Annotated in this window: 20 protein-coding genes and 1 tRNA gene; 9 read left to right on the top strand and 12 right to left on the bottom strand. The window is 68.0% G+C overall.

Annotation, left to right across the window (positions count from 1 at the left end; all coding sequences use genetic code 11):
- Positions 1 to 10: 10 nt before the first annotated feature.
- Positions 11 to 949 carry a pseudouridine synthase gene (locus tag ACLD0U_RS12495; protein ID WP_410340852.1) on the bottom strand — a complete coding sequence of 313 codons (939 nt, stop codon included), beginning with the start codon at positions 947 to 949 and terminating at the stop codon, positions 11 to 13.
- A gap of 16 nt (positions 950 to 965) precedes the next feature.
- The gene (locus ACLD0U_RS12490) at positions 966 to 1,460 is read right to left on the bottom strand and encodes a MarR family winged helix-turn-helix transcriptional regulator (RefSeq protein WP_179410323.1); all 495 of its coding nucleotides are present in this window, start codon (positions 1,458 to 1,460) and stop codon (positions 966 to 968) included.
- Between the two features lie 99 nt (positions 1,461 to 1,559).
- Here ACLD0U_RS12490 and ACLD0U_RS12485 point away from each other — a divergent pair.
- From ACLD0U_RS12485 to ACLD0U_RS12460, 6 genes are all read left to right on the top strand, one after another.
- A tRNA-Gln gene (locus tag ACLD0U_RS12485) sits at positions 1,560 to 1,631 on the top strand.
- A gap of 1 nt (position 1,632) precedes the next feature.
- Complete coding sequence (gene glmU / locus ACLD0U_RS12480) at positions 1,633 to 3,063, top strand: bifunctional UDP-N-acetylglucosamine diphosphorylase/glucosamine-1-phosphate N-acetyltransferase GlmU (protein WP_410340795.1); 1,431 nt, start codon at positions 1,633 to 1,635, stop codon at positions 3,061 to 3,063.
- A 10-nt stretch (positions 3,064 to 3,073) separates the two neighbouring features.
- Positions 3,074 to 4,108 (top strand): ribose-phosphate diphosphokinase, encoded by a 1,035-nt coding sequence (locus tag ACLD0U_RS12475; protein ID WP_179410325.1) that lies wholly within the window; start codon positions 3,074 to 3,076, stop codon positions 4,106 to 4,108.
- A gap of 35 nt (positions 4,109 to 4,143) precedes the next feature.
- Positions 4,144 to 4,614 (top strand): FMN-binding protein, encoded by a 471-nt coding sequence (locus ACLD0U_RS12470; RefSeq protein WP_179410326.1) that lies wholly within the window; start codon positions 4,144 to 4,146, stop codon positions 4,612 to 4,614.
- Between the two features lie 9 nt (positions 4,615 to 4,623).
- Positions 4,624 to 5,469: an FAD:protein FMN transferase gene (locus ACLD0U_RS12465; protein ID WP_179410327.1), complete on the top strand. Its 846-nt coding sequence runs from the start codon at positions 4,624 to 4,626 to the stop codon at positions 5,467 to 5,469.
- Positions 5,470 to 5,524: 55 nt separating this feature from the next.
- Positions 5,525 to 7,075: a flavodoxin reductase gene (locus tag ACLD0U_RS12460; protein WP_206824757.1), complete on the top strand. Its 1,551-nt coding sequence runs from the start codon at positions 5,525 to 5,527 to the stop codon at positions 7,073 to 7,075.
- On the opposite strand, the gene ACLD0U_RS12455 is transcribed toward ACLD0U_RS12460, so the two are convergent.
- Positions 7,069 to 8,565, bottom strand: coding sequence for a sensor histidine kinase (locus ACLD0U_RS12455; RefSeq protein WP_179410329.1), 1,497 nt, complete (start codon positions 8,563 to 8,565; stop codon positions 7,069 to 7,071). The two genes, ACLD0U_RS12460 and ACLD0U_RS12455, sit on opposite strands and share 7 nt — an antisense overlap.
- 9 nt (positions 8,566 to 8,574) lie before the next feature.
- Complete coding sequence (locus tag ACLD0U_RS12450) at positions 8,575 to 9,303, bottom strand: response regulator transcription factor (RefSeq protein ID WP_179410330.1); 729 nt, start codon at positions 9,301 to 9,303, stop codon at positions 8,575 to 8,577.
- 123 nt (positions 9,304 to 9,426) lie between these two features.
- Here ACLD0U_RS12450 and ACLD0U_RS12445 point away from each other — a divergent pair, with 123 nt between their 5' ends.
- Positions 9,427 to 10,656, top strand: coding sequence for an FAD-binding oxidoreductase (locus ACLD0U_RS12445; protein WP_179410331.1), 1,230 nt, complete (start codon positions 9,427 to 9,429; stop codon positions 10,654 to 10,656).
- Positions 10,657 to 10,727: 71 nt separating this feature from the next.
- Here the strand turns inward: ACLD0U_RS12445 and gndA are convergent, their stop codons facing one another.
- Together gndA and ACLD0U_RS12435 are read right to left on the bottom strand one after the other, a co-directional pair.
- Complete coding sequence (gene gndA, locus ACLD0U_RS12440) at positions 10,728 to 12,182, bottom strand: NADP-dependent phosphogluconate dehydrogenase (protein ID WP_410340794.1); 1,455 nt, start codon at positions 12,180 to 12,182, stop codon at positions 10,728 to 10,730.
- A 99-nt stretch (positions 12,183 to 12,281) separates the two neighbouring features.
- A complete protein-coding gene (locus ACLD0U_RS12435) occupies positions 12,282 to 12,407 on the bottom strand; it encodes a hypothetical protein (protein ID WP_274367323.1) in 126 nt (41 codons plus the stop codon).
- A 200-nt stretch (positions 12,408 to 12,607) separates the two neighbouring features.
- On the opposite strand from ACLD0U_RS12435, the gene ACLD0U_RS12430 reads away from it, so the two are divergent.
- Positions 12,608 to 13,207, top strand: a complete 600-nt coding sequence (locus ACLD0U_RS12430; RefSeq protein ID WP_206551713.1) for a 50S ribosomal protein L25/general stress protein Ctc — start codon at positions 12,608 to 12,610, stop codon at positions 13,205 to 13,207.
- 85 nt (positions 13,208 to 13,292) lie between these two features.
- Positions 13,293 to 13,874, top strand: coding sequence for an aminoacyl-tRNA hydrolase (gene pth, locus ACLD0U_RS12425; protein WP_410340793.1), 582 nt, complete (start codon positions 13,293 to 13,295; stop codon positions 13,872 to 13,874).
- Positions 13,875 to 13,914: 40 nt separating this feature from the next.
- Here the strand turns inward: pth and ACLD0U_RS12420 are convergent, their stop codons facing one another.
- From ACLD0U_RS12420 to sdhA, 6 genes are read right to left on the bottom strand one after another with little or no spacing between them, the layout of a single operon-like run.
- On the bottom strand, positions 13,915 to 14,412 hold the full coding sequence (locus ACLD0U_RS12420) for a hypothetical protein (RefSeq protein ID WP_410340792.1): 498 nt from the start codon (positions 14,410 to 14,412) through the stop codon (positions 13,915 to 13,917).
- Positions 14,413 to 14,442: 30 nt separating this feature from the next.
- On the bottom strand, positions 14,443 to 15,447 hold the full coding sequence (gene trpS / locus ACLD0U_RS12415) for a tryptophan--tRNA ligase (protein WP_179410336.1): 1,005 nt from the start codon (positions 15,445 to 15,447) through the stop codon (positions 14,443 to 14,445).
- Between the two features lie 10 nt (positions 15,448 to 15,457).
- Complete coding sequence (locus ACLD0U_RS12410; protein WP_410340791.1) at positions 15,458 to 16,300, bottom strand: exodeoxyribonuclease III; 843 nt, start codon at positions 16,298 to 16,300, stop codon at positions 15,458 to 15,460.
- A gap of 9 nt (positions 16,301 to 16,309) precedes the next feature.
- Positions 16,310 to 17,575, bottom strand: coding sequence for a YihY/virulence factor BrkB family protein (locus ACLD0U_RS12405; protein WP_410340790.1), 1,266 nt, complete (start codon positions 17,573 to 17,575; stop codon positions 16,310 to 16,312).
- 22 nt (positions 17,576 to 17,597) lie between these two features.
- Positions 17,598 to 18,386: a succinate dehydrogenase iron-sulfur subunit gene (locus ACLD0U_RS12400; RefSeq protein WP_218847923.1), complete on the bottom strand. Its 789-nt coding sequence runs from the start codon at positions 18,384 to 18,386 to the stop codon at positions 17,598 to 17,600.
- The gene (gene sdhA / locus ACLD0U_RS12395) at positions 18,386 to 20,191 is read right to left on the bottom strand and encodes a succinate dehydrogenase flavoprotein subunit (protein ID WP_206551717.1); all 1,806 of its coding nucleotides are present in this window, start codon (positions 20,189 to 20,191) and stop codon (positions 18,386 to 18,388) included. The genes ACLD0U_RS12400 and sdhA overlap by 1 nt, the downstream gene beginning before the upstream one ends.
- Positions 20,192 to 20,198 lie beyond the last annotated feature (7 nt).

Below are 20,198 nucleotides of genomic sequence, written 5' to 3'. Positions count from 1 at the left end.
GTTCCGCCGGTCACGCGGCCGGTGCGTCCTGCAGCATCCTGCGGGTGATGAACTCGCGCGGCGCCCCGCTCAGCGGGTCGGTGAAGCGCAGCTCACGGGCCAGCAACTGCATCGGCTTCTCGAAGTCGTCGGGCGTCTCGGGTAGCAGCTCGGGGTAGAAACCGTCGTTCAGGATGCCGGCGCCGAGCGCCGACAGATGCACGCGTAGCTGGTGCATCTTTCCGCTGTGCGGACGCAGCCGCGTGTGCACGACGCGGTCGTCCGCATTGATCAGTTCGATCAGCGTCTCGGAGTTCGGCTCGCGTTCGGCATCCACCCGCACGCAGACGTTGCCGCGCAGCTTCTCGATGTGATTGCGGTACACGATCGGGAACGGATGCCCGCCCAGGGCGGGGGATGCCGGATCCCAGCCTTCCGGCAGAGCAGAGACGGCTTCGTAGACCTTCTCGACCCGCCGGTTCTCGAAAAGCAGCTGATAGGCGCCGCGAGTCTCGGGGCGCACCGAGAACATCAGTAGCCCGGCCGTGGCCCGGTCGAGGCGGTGGATCGGGGTGAGCTCGGGGATCTCGAGCAGATTGCGCAGTCGTACGAGAGCAGAGTTCTGCAGGTACTTGCCTCCGGGGGTGGTCGGCAGGAAGTGCGGCTTGTCGGCGACGACCAGGTCGCCGTCCTGGTGCAGCACCTCGACCTCGAAGGGGATCTCGCGTTCCACCGGCGGTTCCCGGTAGTACCAGACGAACTCGTGCGCGCCCAGCGGCGCCTCGCGGGTGAGCGCGGTGCCGTCGCGGGCGACGATCTCACCGCGGTCGAAGCGGGCCAGGAGACGTTCGGGGTCGAGATGGAAGAAGCGCTCGGCCATGTACGCGCCGATCGTCGGCCACGGCCCGTGCATCGGCAGATGCAGACGGGTCGCACCGACGCCGTCGCGCACCGGCAGCGGGGAAGCCATCGCCATCAGCGGGCGCTCACGTGTCGAAGCTCAGACTGAGTTTGCGCAGCAGGCCGGCGAGGCGTTCGCGCTCTGCGCGCGGCAGGGCGCTCAGCAGCTCGGCCTCGGCATCCACCAGGCGGGTGATCGCGGCATCCACACGCACCCTGCCGTCGTCGGTGAGCGTGACCAGCACGCTGCGGCCGTCGGCGGGGTCGGCCTGCCGTCGGACGAAGCGCCGACCGACCAAGCGGTCGATGCGGTTGGTCATGGTTCCGCTCGAGACCAGGGTCTGTTGCAGCAGCTGTTTCGGCGAGAGCTGGAAGGGAGAACCTGCGCGGCGCAGCGCCGAGAGCACATCCCACTCCCACGGTTCGATGTCGCTGCGGTGGAATACATCGCGACGTGCGCGATCGAGATGCCGCGAGAGCCGATCCACGCGCGAGAGCACTTCGAGCGGCGAGAAGTCCAGGTCGGGGCGCTGAGTGTTCCACGCACCGACGATGCGATCCACCTCATCCGCCTCATTCATCTGTCCATTATCGCGCGCTCCTCGGGCACGTCCGGACGTCGGACACAGGTGGAACGTGGCAGACTTGTCACGCGGCCCCGCACACGCGGATGGCCGTGGTCCGCCGTAGTGTAACGGCAGCACGACAGCCTTTGGAGCTGTGAGGTTCAGGTTCGAATCCTGGCGGCGGAGCATGACGCAGAACCCACTCGCCATCATCGTTCTCGCTGCAGGGCAGGGAACGCGCATGAAGTCCCGTCGGCCCAAGGTGCTGCACGAGATCGGCGGGCGGCCCCTGGTGGGGCACGTCCTGACCACCGCGCGTGCGCTCGGGGCCGAGCACATCGAGGTCGTCGTCCGTCACGAGCGCGACCAGGTCGTCGCCGCGATCGTCGAGCAGTACCCCGAGGCGATCGTCGTCGATCAGGACGACATTCCCGGTACGGGACGCGCCGTGCAGGTCGCTCTCGACGCGCTGCCCGCGGACTTCGACGGCGATGTGCTCGTGCTCTCGGGCGACGTGCCGCTGTTGCAGGCCGACACGCTCGAAGCCCTCGTCGCCGGCCACCGGGCGGCATCCGCCGCCGCCACGCTGCTGAGCGCGCACCTCGACGACCCCACCGGGTACGGTCGCATCATCCGCGGCGCGGACGGCATCGTCGAGCGGATCGTCGAGCAGAAGGACGCCAGCGCCGACGAGGCCGCAGTCACCGAGATCAACGCCGGCGTGTACGTGTTCCGCGCCCCGGCGCTGCGCACCTACCTGGCCCGCGTCGACCAGAACAACGCGCAGGGCGAGATGTACCTGACCGACGTGATCGGTCTGCTGCGCGGCGCTGCCGAGAAGGTCGCCGCTGAACTCGCCGACGACGTCACCTCGACCTTCGGCATCAACGACCGTGCCCAGCTCGCCGAGGCCGGCCGGGTGCTGAACCAGCGCATCGTGCGGCACTGGCAGCGCGAGGGCGTCACGATCGTCGACCCGGCGACCACCTGGATCGACGACGACGCCACGCTGGCCCCCGATGTGACGATCCTGCCGAACACCCAGATCCTGCGCGCGACGGTCATCGCCGCCGGCGCCACCATCGGTCCCGACACGACGCTGGTCGACTGCGAGGTGGGCGAGGATGCCGTTGTGCGCCGCAGCGACGCCAACCTTGCCGTGATCGGCGCGAACGCCACCGTCGGCCCCTTCTCATTCCTGCGGCCCGGCACCGTGCTGGGTGCGAGCGGCAAGATCGGCGCCTACGTCGAGACCAAGAACGCCCAGATCGGCGAGGCAAGCAAGGTTCCGCACCTGTCGTACGTGGGCGATGCCACCATCGGCCGCGGCGTCAACCTGGGCGCGAGCACGATCACCGCCAACTACGACGACGTCAACAAGCACCGCACCGAGATCGGTGACGAGGTGCACACCGGATCTCACACGGTGCTCGTCGCGCCCATTAGGCTGGGAGCAGGTGCAAAGACCGGCGCCGGCGCCGTCGTCCGCAAGGATGTGCCCGCCGGTGCGCTGGCCATGAGCATCGCCCCCCAGCGCAACATCGTCGGGTGGGTCGAGAAGAACAGAGCAGGCACGGGTGCAGCTGATGCGGCGGCCCGCGAACGAGCGGCGGAGTAGGGCGACAGCCATGGGCCAGAAGAAGAAGCGCGTAGCACTGGATGTCCAGAACGGGGTCGCCCCGGGACTGATCGCGAAGACCAAGAAGCGGCTCGTCGTCGCCGGCGGTCGCTCACACCCCGAGCTGACGGCCGCCGTCGCCGCAGCACTCGGCCAGGAGGTCGCTCCGGTCGAGCACCGCACCTTCGCCTCGGGTGAGATCTACGCCCGCTTCGAGGTCTCGATCCGCGGCTGCGACCTGTTCATCGTGCAGTCGTTCGGCCAGCCGGTCAACGAGTGGCTGATGGAGACGCTCATCATGCTGGATGCCGCGAAGCGGGCATCCGCCAAGCGCGTCACCGTCGTCGCCCCGTACTACCCCTACTCGCGTCAGGACAAGAAGGGTCGCGGCCGCGAGCCGATCTCGGCGCGTCTGGTCGCCGACATGCTCAAGGTCGCGGGCGCGGACCGCGTCATGAGCGTCGACCTGCACGCCGCGCAGATCCAGGGCTTCTTCGACGGCCCGGTCGACCACCTCTTCGCCAAGCCCGTTCTGCTCGAGCACTTCGAGAGCACGCTGACGCCCGAGGACCGTGAGACGCTCACGATCGTGTCGCCCGACATGGGGCGCGTCCGCGTGGCCGACACGTGGTCGGACAGCCTCGGCGCACCGCTGGCGATCATCCACAAGCGTCGCGACCCGAAGGTCGCCAACCAGGTGTCGGTGCACGAGATCGTCGGCACCGTCGAGGGACGCACCTGCCTGCTCGTCGACGACATGATCGACACCGGCGGCACGATCGTCAAGGCCGCGCAGGCGCTGAAGGCGAACGGCGCTCGTCGGGTGATCGTCGCCGCCACTCACGCGGTGTTCAGCGATCCGGCATCCGAGCGTCTGCAGGACGACGCGATCGACGAGGTCGTCGTCACCGACACGATTCCGCTGACCGAGTCGCGCCAGTGGGACGGGCTCACGATCCTGCCGATCGCGCCGCTGCTGGCGGCGGCGATCAAGCAGGTCTTCGAGGACGGCTCGGTCACGAGCATGTTCGGCGGCGACGCCTGAGAAGGGCACATAGTCGGATGCCCGAGGCTGGGCGTATGAACGCACACCACGCCGCTCGTACCGGAACCGCGCTGCTCGGGGCGGCCGGGGTCCTGCTGCTGTCCGGCTGCGCCGGTGGAGGGGCCGCCGATGCCGGCGATCCCTCTCCGGTCTCGACCGATGCCACCGCACCGTACGCCGATGGCACCTACACCGCCGAGGGTGCTTATCAGACGCCCGAGACGGTCGAGAACATCTCGGTGACGCTCACCCTGAGCGACGACGTCGTGACCGATGTCGAGGTGGTCGGCGATCCGACCGCGCCCGAGAGCACGCGCTATCAGGGCCAGTTCATCGACGGCATCGCCGCCGAGGTGGTGGGCAAGAAACTCGACGAACTCGACGTCGACCGCGTTGCCGGTTCGTCGCTGACCAGCGGCGGTTTCAACCAGGCCCTCGTGCGGATCAAGGAAGAGGCCGTGATCTCCGCCGCCGACAACGGCGACGCAGACACGGAGACCGAGTAGGCGGATGCCATGACCTGGCGGTTCGACGCGATCGGCACACGCTGGGAGATCGAGACCGACCAGCCGCTCTCGTCACAGCTTCAGGGGCGGGTCACGGCGACGGTCGAGCGGTTCGACCGGGAGTGGTCGCGGTTCCGCGCCGACTCGGTGGTCTCATCGCTGCGTCGCGGTGGGACCGTTGATGCGCCACCGGACGCCGGCGTCATGCTCGACGGATTCCGTGAGCTCAGCCGCGTGACCGACGGTGCCGTCAATCCGTTGATCGGTCTGGGCCTGGAGGCACTCGGCTATGACGCGGCGATGTCGTTGCAGTCCGGTCGCCCAGAGAGCGCCCCGGCCGACTGGGAGAGCATCCTCACCTGGACGCCGACGACGCTCACGATGCACCGACCCGGTGTGATCGACGTGGGCGCGCTCGGCAAGGGACGCCTGGTCGACCTCGTCGCCGCAGAGCTGCGGGATCTGCCGGGACGCACGATCATCGACGCCTCGGGAGATCTGCTCGTGCGCGGCGGAGCAGCGCTCGTCGCGTTGGAGCACCCCTACGACCCCACCAGCGCGATCGGTGTGGTCGAGGTCGCAGGCCGGGCTCTGTGCGCGTCGGCGGTGAACCGGCGGGTGTGGGGCGATGGGCTGCACCATGTGCTGGATGCCCGCACCGGGATGCCCGTGCGCACCTGGGCCGCCACGTGGGCCATCGCCGACGACGCCATGCGGGCCGACGCCGTCGCGACCGCCCTGTTCTTCGATGGGGGCCCGGGCCTTGCCGGTGCATGGGGTGTGGACTGGGTGCGCATGACCACCGACGGCCGCGTCGAACGCTCAGCGGCCTTCGCCGGTGAGCTGTTCACGTAGCGAAACAGGGCGACCCGGCGAGCCCCGGGGGCAGAACATGCGCGAGAGTAGAGGTGTGATCACCTCTCTCACGGCGCTGCGGCAGCGGACCCTCGCGCTCCTCGGCGCCCTCTCGATGTACCGGCTCGTGCTCTTCGCCCTGCTCGCTCTGGGGGTCATCGCCCTCGGACTGTCGCTGGCGGGGCTCGTCGCCCCGTCGGCGCTCGAAATCCTGGCATCCTTCGCGGTACTGGTCGTCGCGATTTCGGCCGTTGACGCCGCGGCGCAGCGCTTGCTGCACCTGCCCTGGCGCATCGAGTCGTCGCTGGTGACGGCGCTGATCCTGCTGTTCGTGCTGCAACCGTCGCTCACGGTGCCGGGACTCGCCGGCAACGCTCTCGGCGGCGCACTCGCCGCGGCGTCGAAGTACGTCATCGCGTGGCGAGGCCGTCACATCCTGAACCCCGCGGCGTTCGGTGCCGCTGTGGTCACCATCGCCGGAATCGGTACGTTCTCGTCGTGGTGGGTGGGCACCCCCGCACTCGCGCTGCCGGTCGCCGTGCTCGGACTGATCGTGCTGTGGCGCACCGAGAAGGTGCGCGTCGTACTCGTCTTCCTGCTCGTCGCGGTCGGCGTCGCCGTGGTACGGCAGGCAGCCCTCGCGCAGAACGCGGGGCTGTCGTTCGCGCTGTCGGATGCCATCGGCTTTGCGCTGCTGCAGTCGCCGTACCTGTTCCTCGGTATCTTCATGCTGTCTGAGCCGCTCACGCTGCCCCCGCGCCGCTGGCAGCAGTTCAGTGTCGCCGTACTCGTCGGCATCCTGGCAGGGTGGCCGATCGCGATCGGCGGGCTGTTCACACTCGGGCAGGAGCGCGCCCTGCTGATCGGCAACCTGCTCGCTTTCGCCTTCGCCGTGCGCACATCCGTGCGGCTCGTCCTCACCCGGCGCGAGTTCATCACGCCGACCGCACAGGAACTCACGTTCCGCGCGAAGGGGCGCCTGTCGTTCATCGCCGGACAGTACGTCGAGCTCGAGGTGCCGCACCGCAATCCGGATGCCCGCGGCACCCGGCGCGAGTTCAGCATCGTCTCGGCTCCCGCCGACCTGCCGACTCTGCGCATCGCCTACAAGGACGGCGATCAGAAGCATCCGTCCAGCTACAAGCGCGCGCTGAAGGCCGCCGAACCGGGCGCGGTGCTGGGTGTCACGGGCACCTGGGGCGACTTCGTGCTGCCCCGGGGTGGCGCACCCGTGCTGATGGTCGCGGCAGGTATCGGTGTGACGCCGTTCGTTTCACAGCTACGGCAATTGCAGGCGACCGGCGTTGAACGCGACATCGTGCTGGTGTACGTCGCCTCCTCGGCCGCCGAGCTCGCCTTCCGCGCGGAGCTGGAGGCGACCGGGGTGCCGACGATCGTCTTCACGCGCGACGCGCCGGCCGACCTGCCCGCGCACTGGTCCTGGCCGCGCGGCGTACGCCTCGACGCCGAGGGTCTCGAGCGCGTGGTTCCCGACCTCGCCGCACGGCACGCGTTCATCTCGGGCCCGCCCCGTTTGATCGCCGACCTGGCGCCGGCGCTGCACAAGGCGCACGGACTGACGACCGACGCCTTCGCGGGTTACTGAGCCGGCGTCTCCGACGAAGCGGTGCGTGCCGCAGGCAGGTGCACGGTGAACGACGTATCGCCCGGCTCACTGGTGACGGTGATCGACCCGCCGTGTCCCTCGACGATCGCCTTCGCGATGGCGAGGCCCAGGCCGGTGCCGCCGCTCTGGCGTGCGCGCGACACGTCGCCGCGAGCGAAGCGGGCGAACAGCTCGTCGCGCACCTGGGGATCGATACCCGGGCCGTCATCGTGCACGCGCAGCTCGGCGCCGCCGTCGACCGCCGCCACGCTCAGCGTGATCGTGGTGCCGGGTGGCGTGTGCGTCCGGGCGTTCGCAAGCAGGTTCCCGACCACCTGATGCAGTCGCCCGGTGTCACCCGGCACGAGCACCGGCTCTTCGGGGGCCTCCAGCTTCCACACGTGCTCAGGACCGGTGGGCTGCGCATCGGCAACCGCCTCGACGGCCAGTTGCGACAGATCCACGGTGCCGTGCACGAGTTCGGTGCCCTCATCGAGGCGCGCCAGCAGCAGCAGGTCTTCGACCAGACGGGTCATCCGCAGAGACTGCGCCTGGATGCGCTCCAGCGCCGAGGTCGTGTGCTGCAGGGCATCCGGTCCGTCCCCCTGGCTCAGGGCGCGCAGCGAGAGCTCCGAGTACCCGCGGATCGACGCCAGCGGCGTGCGCAGCTCATGGCTGGCATCCGCGACGAAACGTCGCATCCGATCCTCGTTGCGCTGCCGCGCGGCGAGCGACTCATCCACGTGATCGAGCAACGTGTTCAGGGCGACGCCCACCCGTCCCACCTCGGTGCGCGCGTCGGCCTCGTACTCGGGCACGCGCTCGGTGATCGTCACCTCACCACGGTCCAGCGGCTGACTTGCGACGCGCGTCGCCGTGGCGGCGACGGCGCGCAGCGGACGCAAGCCCATACTGATCGTCAGTGCGGTGGTGATCGCGAGCAGTATGAGGCCGCCGAGCGTCGCCAGCGCGATGGTCGTGAACAGCGAGGTCATGGTGTGCTGGACGTCTGCCCGCGGGAGCCCCGTGATCACCAGCACGCCGTTGTCGGTCTGATCGACCGTCACGCGGTACGACCCGAAGTCCGGCAGGGTCACCGTCGCGTTGCGCGAGTGCTGCAGAGCCGAGGTCAATGTCAGCAGATCCGCCCCGGAGAGCACCGTGCGGTCGTCGGGGGTGACGATGATGCCTGAGGGGGCCGTGCTCGGGGGCGCGACCATCAGCAACAGGCTGTTGGCGGGGACGCGTTGTCCCTCCATTGCATACTCGGCGGTGAGCGGTTCGCCGAGGATCGATGCGGTCTGGGCGCGGCTGGTCACCAGCGGTACGGTCTCGGCGGCAGCACCGTTGACCTGCTCTTGCAGCCGGATCTCGAGCGTGTTGCCGAGCGTGGCACTGGTGATGATCGCGACGATCACCAGGATGAGACTGACGAACCCGATCACCGCGGCCATCAGCCGGGCCTGCAGGCTCAGCGGAGCGGCGAGCATGGCGATGTCCTACTGGGGCGCTTTGATCATGTAGCCGACGCCGCGCACCGTGTGCAGCAGGGGAGTGCGCCCGGCATCGATCTTCTTGCGCAGATACGAGATGTACAGCTCGACCACCGATGACTTGCCGCCGAAGTCGTAGCTCCATACGCGGTCGAGGATCTGCGCCTTCGACAGCACTCGGCGTTCGTTGCGCATCAGAAAGCGCAGCAGCTCGAACTCGGTTGCGGTCAGCTCGATCTCGTCGTCACCGCGCATGACCTCATGGCTGTCCTCGTTCAGAGACAGGTCTGCGACCCGCAGGATGGCCTGTTCGTCCTCGGCCTGCCCCTGCCCAGAGCGCCGGATCACGGCGCGCAGACGGGCGATCACCTCTTCGAGGCTGAAGGGCTTCGTGACGTAGTCGTCGCCGCCGGCCGTGAGTCCTGCGATGCGGTCGGCCACGGCGTCCTTCGCCGTGAGGAACACCACGGGTACGAGGTTGCCCGACTCGCGCAGCCGGCGCAGCACGCTCATGCCGTCGAGGTCGGGCATCATGACATCCAGCACCAGGGCATCCGGTTCGAACTCCTGCGCGACCTGCAGCGCTTCGAGGCCCGAGCCCGCGGTGCGGACCTCCCAGCCCTCCATGCGCAGGGCCATCGCGAGCAGATCGGTGAGCATGGCCTCGTCGTCGACGGCGAGGATGCGCAGCGGCGATCCGTCAGGGCGGCGGAGTTCGGGGTGCTCGGTGCTCATGCGCCTATTCTGCGACCTGGATCATCGAATATCCATAGGTTCCGCTGTGTGCCGCCTGTGAGTCGGCCGTGGCGACGCGGGCACGGTTTCGGATGTCCGTGCCGAGGTCTATCGTCAAGCGTCATGACCCAGCAATCCGTGTTCACCCCGACCGACGTCGCCGGCGTCGTCAACGCCGTGCAGCATGCGCGGCACCACGATCTTCCCGTCTCCGTCGTCGCCGGTGGGCATGGGCCGTGGGCACTGGTAGAGCAACCGGGTGTGCGGATCGAGCTCGCGTCGCTCTCCGGTGTCTCCGTCGACGGCACGACGGTGAGCATCGGGGGAGGAGCGACGTGGGGCGAGGTGGCCGCGAGGCTCGCCGAAGACGGACTGGCCATCAGCTCGGGTGACACGACGACCGTGGGGGTCGGCGGCCTCACGCTCGGCGGCGGCATCGGCTGGATGACCCGGTGCTGGGGCTTGGCGGTCGACCAGCTGGTCGGTGCGCAGGTCGTCACGGCTGACGGGACGGTGATCGAGACCTCGCCACAGGCACATCCCGAGCTGTTCTGGGCGCTGCGCGGCGGCGGTGGCAACTTCGGGGTCGTGACGCGTTTCGACTTCGCCGCGCACCGTTTGCCGACAGTCGTCCGTGCGCAGTACGCCGGGGCGACGGATGCCGGTGCGGTGCTTCGGGCGGCGCGTGACGCGATGATCGACGCGCCGCATGCGCTGACCACGACGTACCTCGATGTTCCGCCGATGGATCCCAGCGCGCCACCCGGTGCCGCGCTGGTGGCCGTCTGGGCAGGGGACGATGAGGCGGCCCTGCGCGAAGCACTTGCCGGCGTCGAAGCCGTCGACGGAATCACCGTAGAAGTCGCGACCTGCGCCTATCGCGACGTGCTGGATGAGCCGCCCGGGTTCGCCGACCCCGAGCAGGCGCCGCCGGCCTTCATCGGAGGCAACGGGCTGTTCGCCTCGCTGGATGACGATCTCATCGACGAGTTGGTCGCGCTGCGTGCGACGTATCCGACATCCGTGGTCCTGATGCGCTCGCTGGGCGGGGCGTATGGAGCCGTTCCGCAACACAGCACTCCCTTCCCGGCCCGGGACGCCACCTGGTTCATCATGGCCGGTGGTTTCGACGTGCCCGGCGTCGTCGACGATGCCGAGCGGACCTCGCTCGTGGCCGATACTGCGCGCATTCAGGAACGACGCGTCGCGCAGTACAGCAACTTCACGCACGAGCCATCGCCCGAGGCCGTTCCGGAGATGTTCACTCCCGATGCGTACGCACGTCTGCGCGCGTTGAAGGCGCAATGGGATCCGCGCAACATGTTCCGCAGCAACCACAACATCGTTGTCTGAGTGAGCGAGACCTCGTCAGAGCACGAAGAGGGGCGAACGCGCGATGCGTTCGCCCCTCTTCACATGTGGTGTCAGTGGGTGTCTTCGGCTTCGATTTCGGTGCGGTCACCAGACCACTGGGTGTGGAAGGTGCCGGGCTTGTCGGTGCGGCGGTAGGTGTGCGCGCCGAAGAAGTCGCGCTGTCCCTGTACGAGGGCGGCGGGGAGGCGGTCGGCGCGGATGCCGTCGTAGTACGACAGCGACGACGAGAACGCGGGGGCGGGGATGCCGGCGGTCGCGGCGGCGATGACGACGCGCCGCCACGCGTCCTGCCCGCGGGTGAGGGCGTCGGCGAAGTACGGCGCGGCCATCAGGACGGGCAGGTCGGGGGTGTCGGTGTAGGCGTCGGCGATGCGGTTGAGGAACTGGGCGCGGATGATGCACCCGCCGCGCCAGATCTTCGCGATCGCACCGAGGTCGATGTTCCAGTCGTACTCGGCCGCCCCGGCGCGGATCTCATCGAACCCCTGGCTGTAGGCGACGATCTTGGACGCGTAGAGGGCCTGGCGGACGTCTTCGATGAACGCCTCGACCTGATCTGCCGGGACGGTGAATGCCTCGTCGGGGCCGGGCAGGTGGGCGGCGGCGGCACGCTGCTCGGGGTGGCTGGACAGTGAGCGGGCGAAGGTGGCCTCGGCGATGCCCGAGACCGGAACGCCCAGGGCGAGAGCGGTCTGCACGGTCCACGCGCCGGTGCCCTTCGCGCCGGCCTGGTCGACGATCACATCGACCAGCGGCTGCCCGGTCGCGGCATCGACCTGACGCAGCACCTCGGCGGTGATCTCGATCAGGTACGACTCCAGCTCGCCGCGGTTCCACTCGGCGAAGATGTCGGCGATCTGCGCGGGGGTCTTGCCCGTGCCGCGGCGGATCAGGTCATACGCCTCGGCGATCAGCTGCATGTCGGCGTACTCGATGCCGTTGTGCACCATCTTCACGAAGTGCCCGGCACCGTCATGACCCACATGCGTCACACACGGCTCGCCCTCGGCGACCGCCGCGATCGACCGCAGGATCGGCCCGAGGGTCACCCACGACTCATCCGAGCCGCCCGGCATGATCGACGGGCCCGTCAGCGCGCCCTCCTCGCCGCCCGAGATCCCGGCACCGACGAAGTTGATCCCGGTCTCACGCACCGCACGTTCGCGGCGGATCGTGTCGGGGAAGTAGGCGTTGCCGCCGTCGACGATGATGTCGCCGGGCTCGAAGACCCGCACCAGCTCATCGATGACCGCGTCGGTCGGCCCACCGGCCTTGACCATGATGATCGCCGTGCGCGGTCGCTGAAGCGACGCCGCGAACTCCTCATACGAGAACGCCGGAACGAAACCCGCCTCGGGGTGCGCGGCCACCAGCTCATCGGTCTTCGACCGCGAACGGTTCAGCACCGCCACCATGTTGCCCTCGCGAGACGCCAGATTCCGGGCCAGGTTCGACCCCATCACGGCCAAGCCGACGACTCCGATGTTGGCAGATGCTTCGGGCACAGTGAACTCCTCGAGGGCAACGGGTGGATCGATCTCAGCGTACTCGTGCGCACGCGGCCTACGGCGAATGTGACGGTGCCGGCCGGCCCCGTCGGGGGATCAGTCCTTGCGGTAGGCGTCGCGGCCCATGGCGAACAGGGCGACAGAGACGGCCACGACCGCACCGAGGGACATGGCGCCGATCAGCCAGAGGATCGCGTGAGACAGGAATGCGGCATCAAACATGGCTTCAGCATATCGGCGTTTCGGGTACGATGAAGGAGTTCCTCGGCGAGGGATGTGTCGCGCGTGCGCGCACATCCGTAATCGACGCGGTGATGTGAGCCCTGTGGTCAGATGAGCACGCTGGTTCCTCGTCCGTGTTCGAGACGTCGATCCACGACCACCGTGCGGCGCCAGTCGCGCGTCTTGAAGGAGAACCACTCATGTCTGATGACAACAAGGTCCACGTCGACCTCCGCACCAACTTCGGCAAGGGCTTCGCCCGCCGTCTGCGCGCCGAGGGCAAGATCCCCGCAGTCATCTACGGCCACGGCACCGACCCCGTGCACGTCGCGCTTCCCGGCCACCAGGTCTCGCTGATCATCCGCCGTGCCAACGCGCTGCTCGACCTCGACATCGAGGGCACCTCGCAGCTCGTGCTGGTCAAGGACGTGCAGAAGGACCCCGTGCGCCAGATCATCGAGCACATCGACCTGCTGGTCGTCAACAAGGGCGAGAAGGTCACCGTCGAGGTTCCCGTCTTCCTGACCGGTGAGTCGTTCTCGGGCACGATCGTGACTCAGGACGTCACGACCATCAAGCTCGAGGTCGAGGCCACGCACATCCCCGAGCACGTCGAGGTCAGCGTCGAGGGCCTGGAAGAGGGCGCTCACATCACCGCCGGCGACGTCACCCTGCCCAAGGGCGCCGCTCTGCTGGATGACGCCGACCTGCTGCTGGTCGCCGTGTCGGTGCCGGCCGCTGAGGTTGCTGAAGAGAACGCTGCTGAGGCCGCTGAGGCTTCGGAGGCCGCCGCGGAGTGATCCGCCGCTGATGTCGACGAAGGGGGCGCGAGTCATCGCGTCCCCTTCGTCTATTCCCCTGACCTGACTTTCTGAGGAGCAGCACGTGGCATCCACCTGGTTGATCGTGGGACTGGGTAATCCCGGCCCGCGCTACGCGCCGACCCGTCACAATATCGGGCAGATGGTGCTCGACGAACTGGCCGATCGCCGGGGCGAGCGCTTCCGCGAGCACAAGGCGGGAGCGCGCGTCGTCGAGACGTGGCTGCGTCCCGGCGGCGACAAGCTCGTGCTGGCCAAGCCCAACTCGTACATGAACACTTCCGGCACTCCCGTGGCGGCGCTGGCCAGGTTCTACTCGGTCGACCCCGAGCGGGTGCTCGTGATCCACGACGAGCTGGACATCCCGTTCGACAGCATCCGCATGAAGACCGGAGGCGGCCACGGCGGGCACAACGGAGTGCGCGATGTCGCGCGTGCCCTGGGCACCGCCGATTTTCCCCGCGTGCGCGCCGGGATCGGCCGTCCGCCGGGGCGGCAGGACCCCGCAGACTGGGTGCTCGCACCGTTCGGGACCGTCGAGCATAAGACGCTGCCGATCTTCCTCTCCGACCTGGCAGATGCTGTCGAGCAGCTCGTCGACGAGGGATTGCTGGCCGCGCAGCAGAAGCACCACTCGCGCGGCTGACACCTTGCGGTGCGGCGGTACAGACCGTCGCACCGATGCTTCAGAGTGTGCCGACAGCGGTGCCGATGCCGAACAGAATCGCGACGCCGACGAAGAAGAACACTGGGCCGACTGCCGCGATCACGATCGCCGCGATGCCCATCCCACGCCCACGACGTGTGACGCCGGCGATGATGCCGATCACGATGGCGGCGACGCCGACGACCGTGGCCGCCCAGAAGGTGATCTCGGCCCACAGCACGTGCATCCGCGCCGGCGAGAGCAACGCGAGATCGTCGGTGAACGTCGTGTCGACGTCCAGCGCGGTTGCGGGGACAACCGTGCCGATGACAAACGCGAGACTCGCCCCGATGATCGGTGCGACCACCGCGGCGAGGAAGGCGGCGACCAGTGCGAGCGCCCCCAGGGTCTTGCTCGGCGCGGGCGGAGCGAACGGTGCCGGTGCAGAACCGGGGGGAGCGGTGTAACCGCCCACCGGAACCGCATACGCACCGCTCGGCGGAGGCGGCGGGATCGACGGCAGATCGGGCGAAGTCAACGGAGTTCCTCCAGACGGGTCTGCGGTGCGTCACACGCGACGCAGCAGACCTACCTTGTCGTAGACGTCGGCGAGGGTGGCATCGGCGACAGCATCCGCCTTCGCCGCGTTCACGGCCAGGATGCGGTCGAGCTCAGCGGGATCGGCCAGCAGCTCGTTCGCACGTTCGCGCACCGGGCCGAACTCGTTCACGACCACCTCGGCGAGCCCCTTCTTGAAGTCGCCGTAGCCCCGGCCGGCGTACTCGTCCTCGATGGACCCGACCTGGCGGCCGGTGAGAGCCGCGTAGATCGTGAGCAGGTTGGACACACCGGGCTTGGCCTCGCGGTCGAATCGCACCGAGCCCTCGTTGTCGGTGACCGCGCGCATGATCTTCTTCGCCGACTTCGCCGGGTCATCCAGCAACCAGAGCACACCGGCATCGGTCTCGGCCGACTTCGACATCTTCGAGGTCGGGTTCTGCAGATCGTAGATACGCGCGGTGTCCTTCTGGATCACCGGAGTCGGTACCGTGAAGGTCGTGCCGAAGCGGCTGTTGAAGCGCTCGGCGAGATCGCGGGTCAGTTCCACATGCTGCTTCTGGTCGTCGCCGACCGGCACGAGCTCGCTCTGGTACAGCAGGATGTCGGCGGCCATCAGCACCGGATAGGTGAACAGACCCACCGACGTCGCGTCCGAGCCGTAGCGCTGCGACTTGTCTTTGAACTGTGTCATTCGGCCGGCTTCACCGAAGCCGGTGATGGTGCTGAGGATCCAGGCCAGCTCGGCGTGCGCGCGCACGTGCGACTGCACGTACAGCGTCGACTTCGACGGCTCGATGCCCGCGGCGATGTACTGCGCCGCCGTGCGCCGGGTCTTCTCACGCAGCTCTTCGGGTTGCTGGGCCACCGTGATGGCATGCAGGTCGACCACTGAGAAGAACGCGTCGTACGAGGCCTGCATGTCACGCCACTGCAGGAGAGCCCCGATGTAGTTGCCGGCCTGGAGGGAGTCGGCGGAGGGCTGCATTCCGGAGTAAAGGCGTGGTTTGGTCACGAGGTCAATCCTATTCGTACGTGTAGTCGACGATGACCGGCGCGTGGTCGCTCCAGCGTTCGGCGTAGGTCGCGGCCCGGGCGATCGTGTAGCCGGTCGCGCGCTCGGCCAGCGCAGGTGTGGCGAGGTGATAGTCGATGCGCCAGCCACTGTCATTGTCGAAAGCCTTACCGCGCATCGACCACCAGGTGTAGGGCCCTTCGACCTCGCCGTGGTGCGCCCGGCCGATGTCGACCCAGCCGAGGCCGGGGCCGACGGTGCCGTCGACGCCGGTGATCTGCTCTCCGCCGGTGCCCAGGAAGCGATCGAAGTAGGCCCGCTCACGGGGCAGGAAGCCGGACTTCTTGCGGTTGCCCCGCCAGTTCTTGATGTCGAGCTCGCGGTGCCCGACGTTGAGGTCACCGGTGACGAGTGCCAGACGTCCCTCGCCCCCGAGCTCCGACATGCGTGTGGTCATCGCATCGAGGAAGCGCCACTTCTCGTCCTGCTTCGGGGTGTCAGCCTCACCGGTGTGCACATACGCGCTGACCACGGTCAGCGGTGTGCCTCCGAGCGTGAAGTCGGCCTCGATCCAGCGACCCGCCGAGTCGAAGTCGTCGTCGCCGAAGGCGGTGCGCACGGCCAGAGCGGGGTCACGGCTCACGATCGCGACCCCGGAGCGTCCCTTGGCGGTCGCCTTGTCGTGAACAATCGACCAATCGGGGAATGCAGCGGCGAGATGCTCGTCTTCACCGCGCACCTCTTGAACCGTCAGAACGTCGACGTCGGCGGCGTCCAACCACGCGTGGATGCCGTTGCGCACCGCCGCTCGAATGCCGTTGACGTTGACAGAGGCGATACGCAGATGGGGCATGCACCCAGCCTAACGATCGCCACCGACACGCCTCGCCCCGCGCCGGGCGGTGGGGGCCGGGGGAGTGGCATCCTCCACCTGCTCGAGCTCCTCCTGCGCGGCGCGCAGGGCGCGATCCGCCGCCCAACGGCGATACCAGGGGGCGGAATCGCGCTCGTCGACCGCGGTGCGCAACCGCACCTGGGCGGCCAGCAGCAGCGCCTGGTGCTCGGCGGCCAGCCGCTCGGCCTCGGTTTGCGGAATGAGCGCGATGTGGTCGTCGGACGCGGCCACGGCGATCCAGGACGCCGACACCAGCAGCACGATGCCGATCAGCCGGAACCACAGCAGCAGCACGATGAACACCGTGAACGTCACCAACAGCGGGTTCGACGGCGAGTACGACAGAAACAGACCGAAGCCGAGCTGCAGCAGGGTCGTGGCGCTCGCACCGAGGAGTGCACCGGGCAGGATCCGCCGCCACGTCAGGCTCGTGCCGGTGAGAAAGCGGAACAGTGCCGCCATCAGCGCGGTATTGATCCCGTACAGCACGACCAGGGTGATGAGGCGCACCCCGGTATTGAACAGTGCCGAGGAATTACTGATGCCGATGAGATCGAACACGAGGTTCAGCGCCCAGGTGGCCATGGTGCTCAGCGCGGTGCCGAGCAGAAGCCCGAGCCCGAACGTGAGCGCGGCCATGAGGTCCAGCGACTTGAGTAGGAAGTAGTTGCGCCGGTCGGGCGCGATGCCGAACACGCCCCGCACCGCGCGGCGCGCGAAAGAGATCGCGCCGATGGCCGTCCAGATCAGGGCGCCGAGAGCGATGAAACCCGTGATGCTGAACGTGCCGGTCATCCCGCGGGTGATCGTGCGCACATCGTCGGGTGTCGCGATCCCGTTCTCGCTGATCATGTCGGGCACGAACGTGTTGATCACGTGAATCAGGCCGTCGATGGCGTCCTGATCATTGCCCAGCCACAATCCGACCACCGCGAAGGCGACGTAGATGGCGGCGAACGCGGCGAACAGAGTCTGATAGCTGACGCCCGCAGCCAGCAGGAACCCCTGGTTCTGCAGGAAGTTGCGCCACACCCGCACTGGGAACAGCGCGAGCGTGCGCCGGGTCAGTGTCGTCGCCCGGGCGATCGGAACATCGAAACGTTCCCGCAGGTTCTCTTGCGTGGCCTCCCAGCGCTCACGCAGAGCCTGTTCCTCATGAACGGCCTTGGCCGCCAGTCCACGTTTTTCACGCGGACTGGCGGCCAAGGTCACGTCGGGTTCGCTGGCGCTCACGTCCCCAGAGTAGCGATCCGCGTCAGCGGCCGCCGCTGAGGACAGCCTGCTTCACCTCGGCGATCGCCTTGGTGACCTCGATGCCACGCGGGCAGGCCTCGGTGCAGTTGAAGGTCGTGCGGCAGCGCCACACGCCCTCCTTGTCGTTGAGGATGTCCAGACGCACATCACCGGCGTCGTCACGCGAGTCGAAGATGAAGCGGTGCGCGTTCACGATCGCGGCGGGCCCGAAGTACTGACCGTCGGTCCAGAAGATCGGGCAGGACGAGGTGCACGCGGCGCACAGGATGCACTTGGTCGTGTCGTCGAAGATCGCGCGGTCGGTGATCGACTGCACGCGCTCCTTGCCCTTCTCAGGCGTCGAGTTCGCGATCAGGAACGGCTGCACCTCGCGGTAGGAGGCGAAGAACGGCTCCATGTCGACGATCAGGTCCTTCTCGAGCGGCAGGCCCTTGATGGCCTCGACGTAGATCGGCTTCGAGATGTCGAGGTCCTTGATCAGCGTCTTGCACGCGAGACGGTTGCGGCCGTTGATCCGCATGGCGTCGGAGCCGCAGATACCGTGGGCGCACGACCGACGGAAGCTCAGCGAGCCGTCGACCTCCCACTTGATCTTGTGCAGCGCGTCGAGCACGCGGTCGGTGGCGTACAGCTCGACGTCGTAGTCCACCCAACGCGGCTCCTCGTCGACCTCGGGGTCGAAGCGGCGGATGTTGAACGTCACGAGGAAGGACTGCACGCCCGAGTCGGCCGCCGCGTCCGCGGCTTCGGCCTGGGCAGCGGTCTCGGGATCGACGACTGCGGTGGACATCAGTACTTCCTCTCCATCGGCTGGTAGTTCGTGACGACCACGGGCTTCCAGTCCAGCTTGATGTGATCGGCGGCATCCGACGAGTGCGGGTCGCCGACCAGGTACGCCATGGTGTGCTTCATGAAGTTCTCGTCATCGCGCTTGGGGAAGTCGTCGCGCATGTGGCCGCCGCGGCTCTCGTGGCGGTTGCGTGCGGCGTAGACGACGACCTCGGCGATGTCGAGCAGGAAGCCGAGCTCGACGGCCTCGAGCAGATCGGTGTTGAACCGGCGGCCCTTGTCGTCGACGTGCACGTTCTTGTAGCGCTCGCGGAGCTCTTCGATGACACCCAGCACGTGGGTGAGCGACTCCTCGGTGCGGAACACCTGAGCGCCCTTGTCCATCTCGTCCTGCAGCTTCTTGCGCAGCACGGCGATGCGCTCGGTGCCCTGGTTGTTGCGCAGGCCCTCGATCATGTCGCTGACGAACGCAGCGGGGTTCTCGGGCAGCGGCACGAACTCGGCGTTCTTCGCGTACTCGACGGCGTTGCGGCCGGCGCGCTTGCCGAAGACGTTGATGTCGAGCAGCGAGTTGGTGCCGAGGCGGTTCGAGCCGTGCACCGAGACGCACGCGCACTCACCCGCGGCGTACAGCCCCGGAACGACGGTGGAGTTGTCCGAGAGCACCTCGGCGTCGTTGTTGGTGGGGATGCCACCCATCGCGTAGTGCGCGGTCGGCATGACCGGCACGGGCTCGACCACCGGGTCGACGCCCAGGTAGGTGCGGGCGAACTCGGTGATGTCCGGCAGCTTGGTCTCGAGCACCTCTGCGCCCAGGTGCGTGCAGTCCAGCAGCACATAGTCGCGGTGCGGGCCGGCGCCGCGGCCCTCAGCCACTTCTTGCACCATGCTGCGGGCGACGATGTCGCGCGGTGCGAGGTCCTTGATGGTGGGGGCGTAGCGCTCCATGAAGCGCTCACCCGAGGCGTTGCGCAGGATCGCGCCCTCACCGCGCGCACCCTCGGTGAGGAGGATGCCGAGGCCGGCCAGACCGGTCGGGTGGAACTGGAAGAACTCCAGGTCCTCCAGAGGCAGGCCCTTGCGCCAGATGATCCCGACGCCATCACCCGTGAGGGTGTGCGCGTTGGAGGTCGTCTTGAAGATCTTGCCGAACCCACCGGTCGCGAACACGACGGCCTTCGACTGGAACACGTGCAGTTCACCCGTGGCGAGGTCGTAGGCGACCACACCAGCGACCTGGGTGGCGCCGGCGTCGTCCTTGACCGTGATCAGGTCGAGCACGTAGAACTCGTTGAAGAAGTTGATGCCCAGCTTGACGCAGTTCTGGAACAGCGTCTGCAGGATCATGTGGCCGGTGCGGTCGGCGGCGTAGCACGCGCGTCGCACCGGGCTCTTGCCGTGCTCGGCGGTGTGGCCGCCGAAACGGCGCTGGTCGATCTTGCCGTCGGGCGTGCGGTTGAACGGCAGACCCATGTTCTCGAGGTCGATGACCGCGTCGATGGCCTCCTTGGCCAGGATCTCAGCGGCATCCTGGTCGACCAGGTAGTCGCCACCCTTGACGGTGTCGTAGGTGTGCCACTCCCAGTTGTCGTCTTCGACGTTCGCGAGCGCCGCAGCCATACCGCCCTGCGCCGCACCGGTGTGCGAGCGCGTGGGGTACAGCTTCGAGATCACGGCCGTCTTCGCGCCGGGACCCGCCTCGATCGCGGCACGCATGCCGGCGCCGCCGGCGCCGACGATGACGACGTCGAACTGGTGGTAATGCACGCCGTCGCGGACGACGGAATCTTGGGTCTGAGTAGTCACTCTGTGT

It is taken from the genome of Microbacterium sp. 2216-1, from assembly GCF_046507855.1.
Lineage (GTDB): Bacteria > Actinomycetota > Actinomycetes > Actinomycetales > Microbacteriaceae > Microbacterium > Microbacterium esteraromaticum_C.
This window is presented reverse-complemented; position numbering and strand designations above follow the sequence as displayed.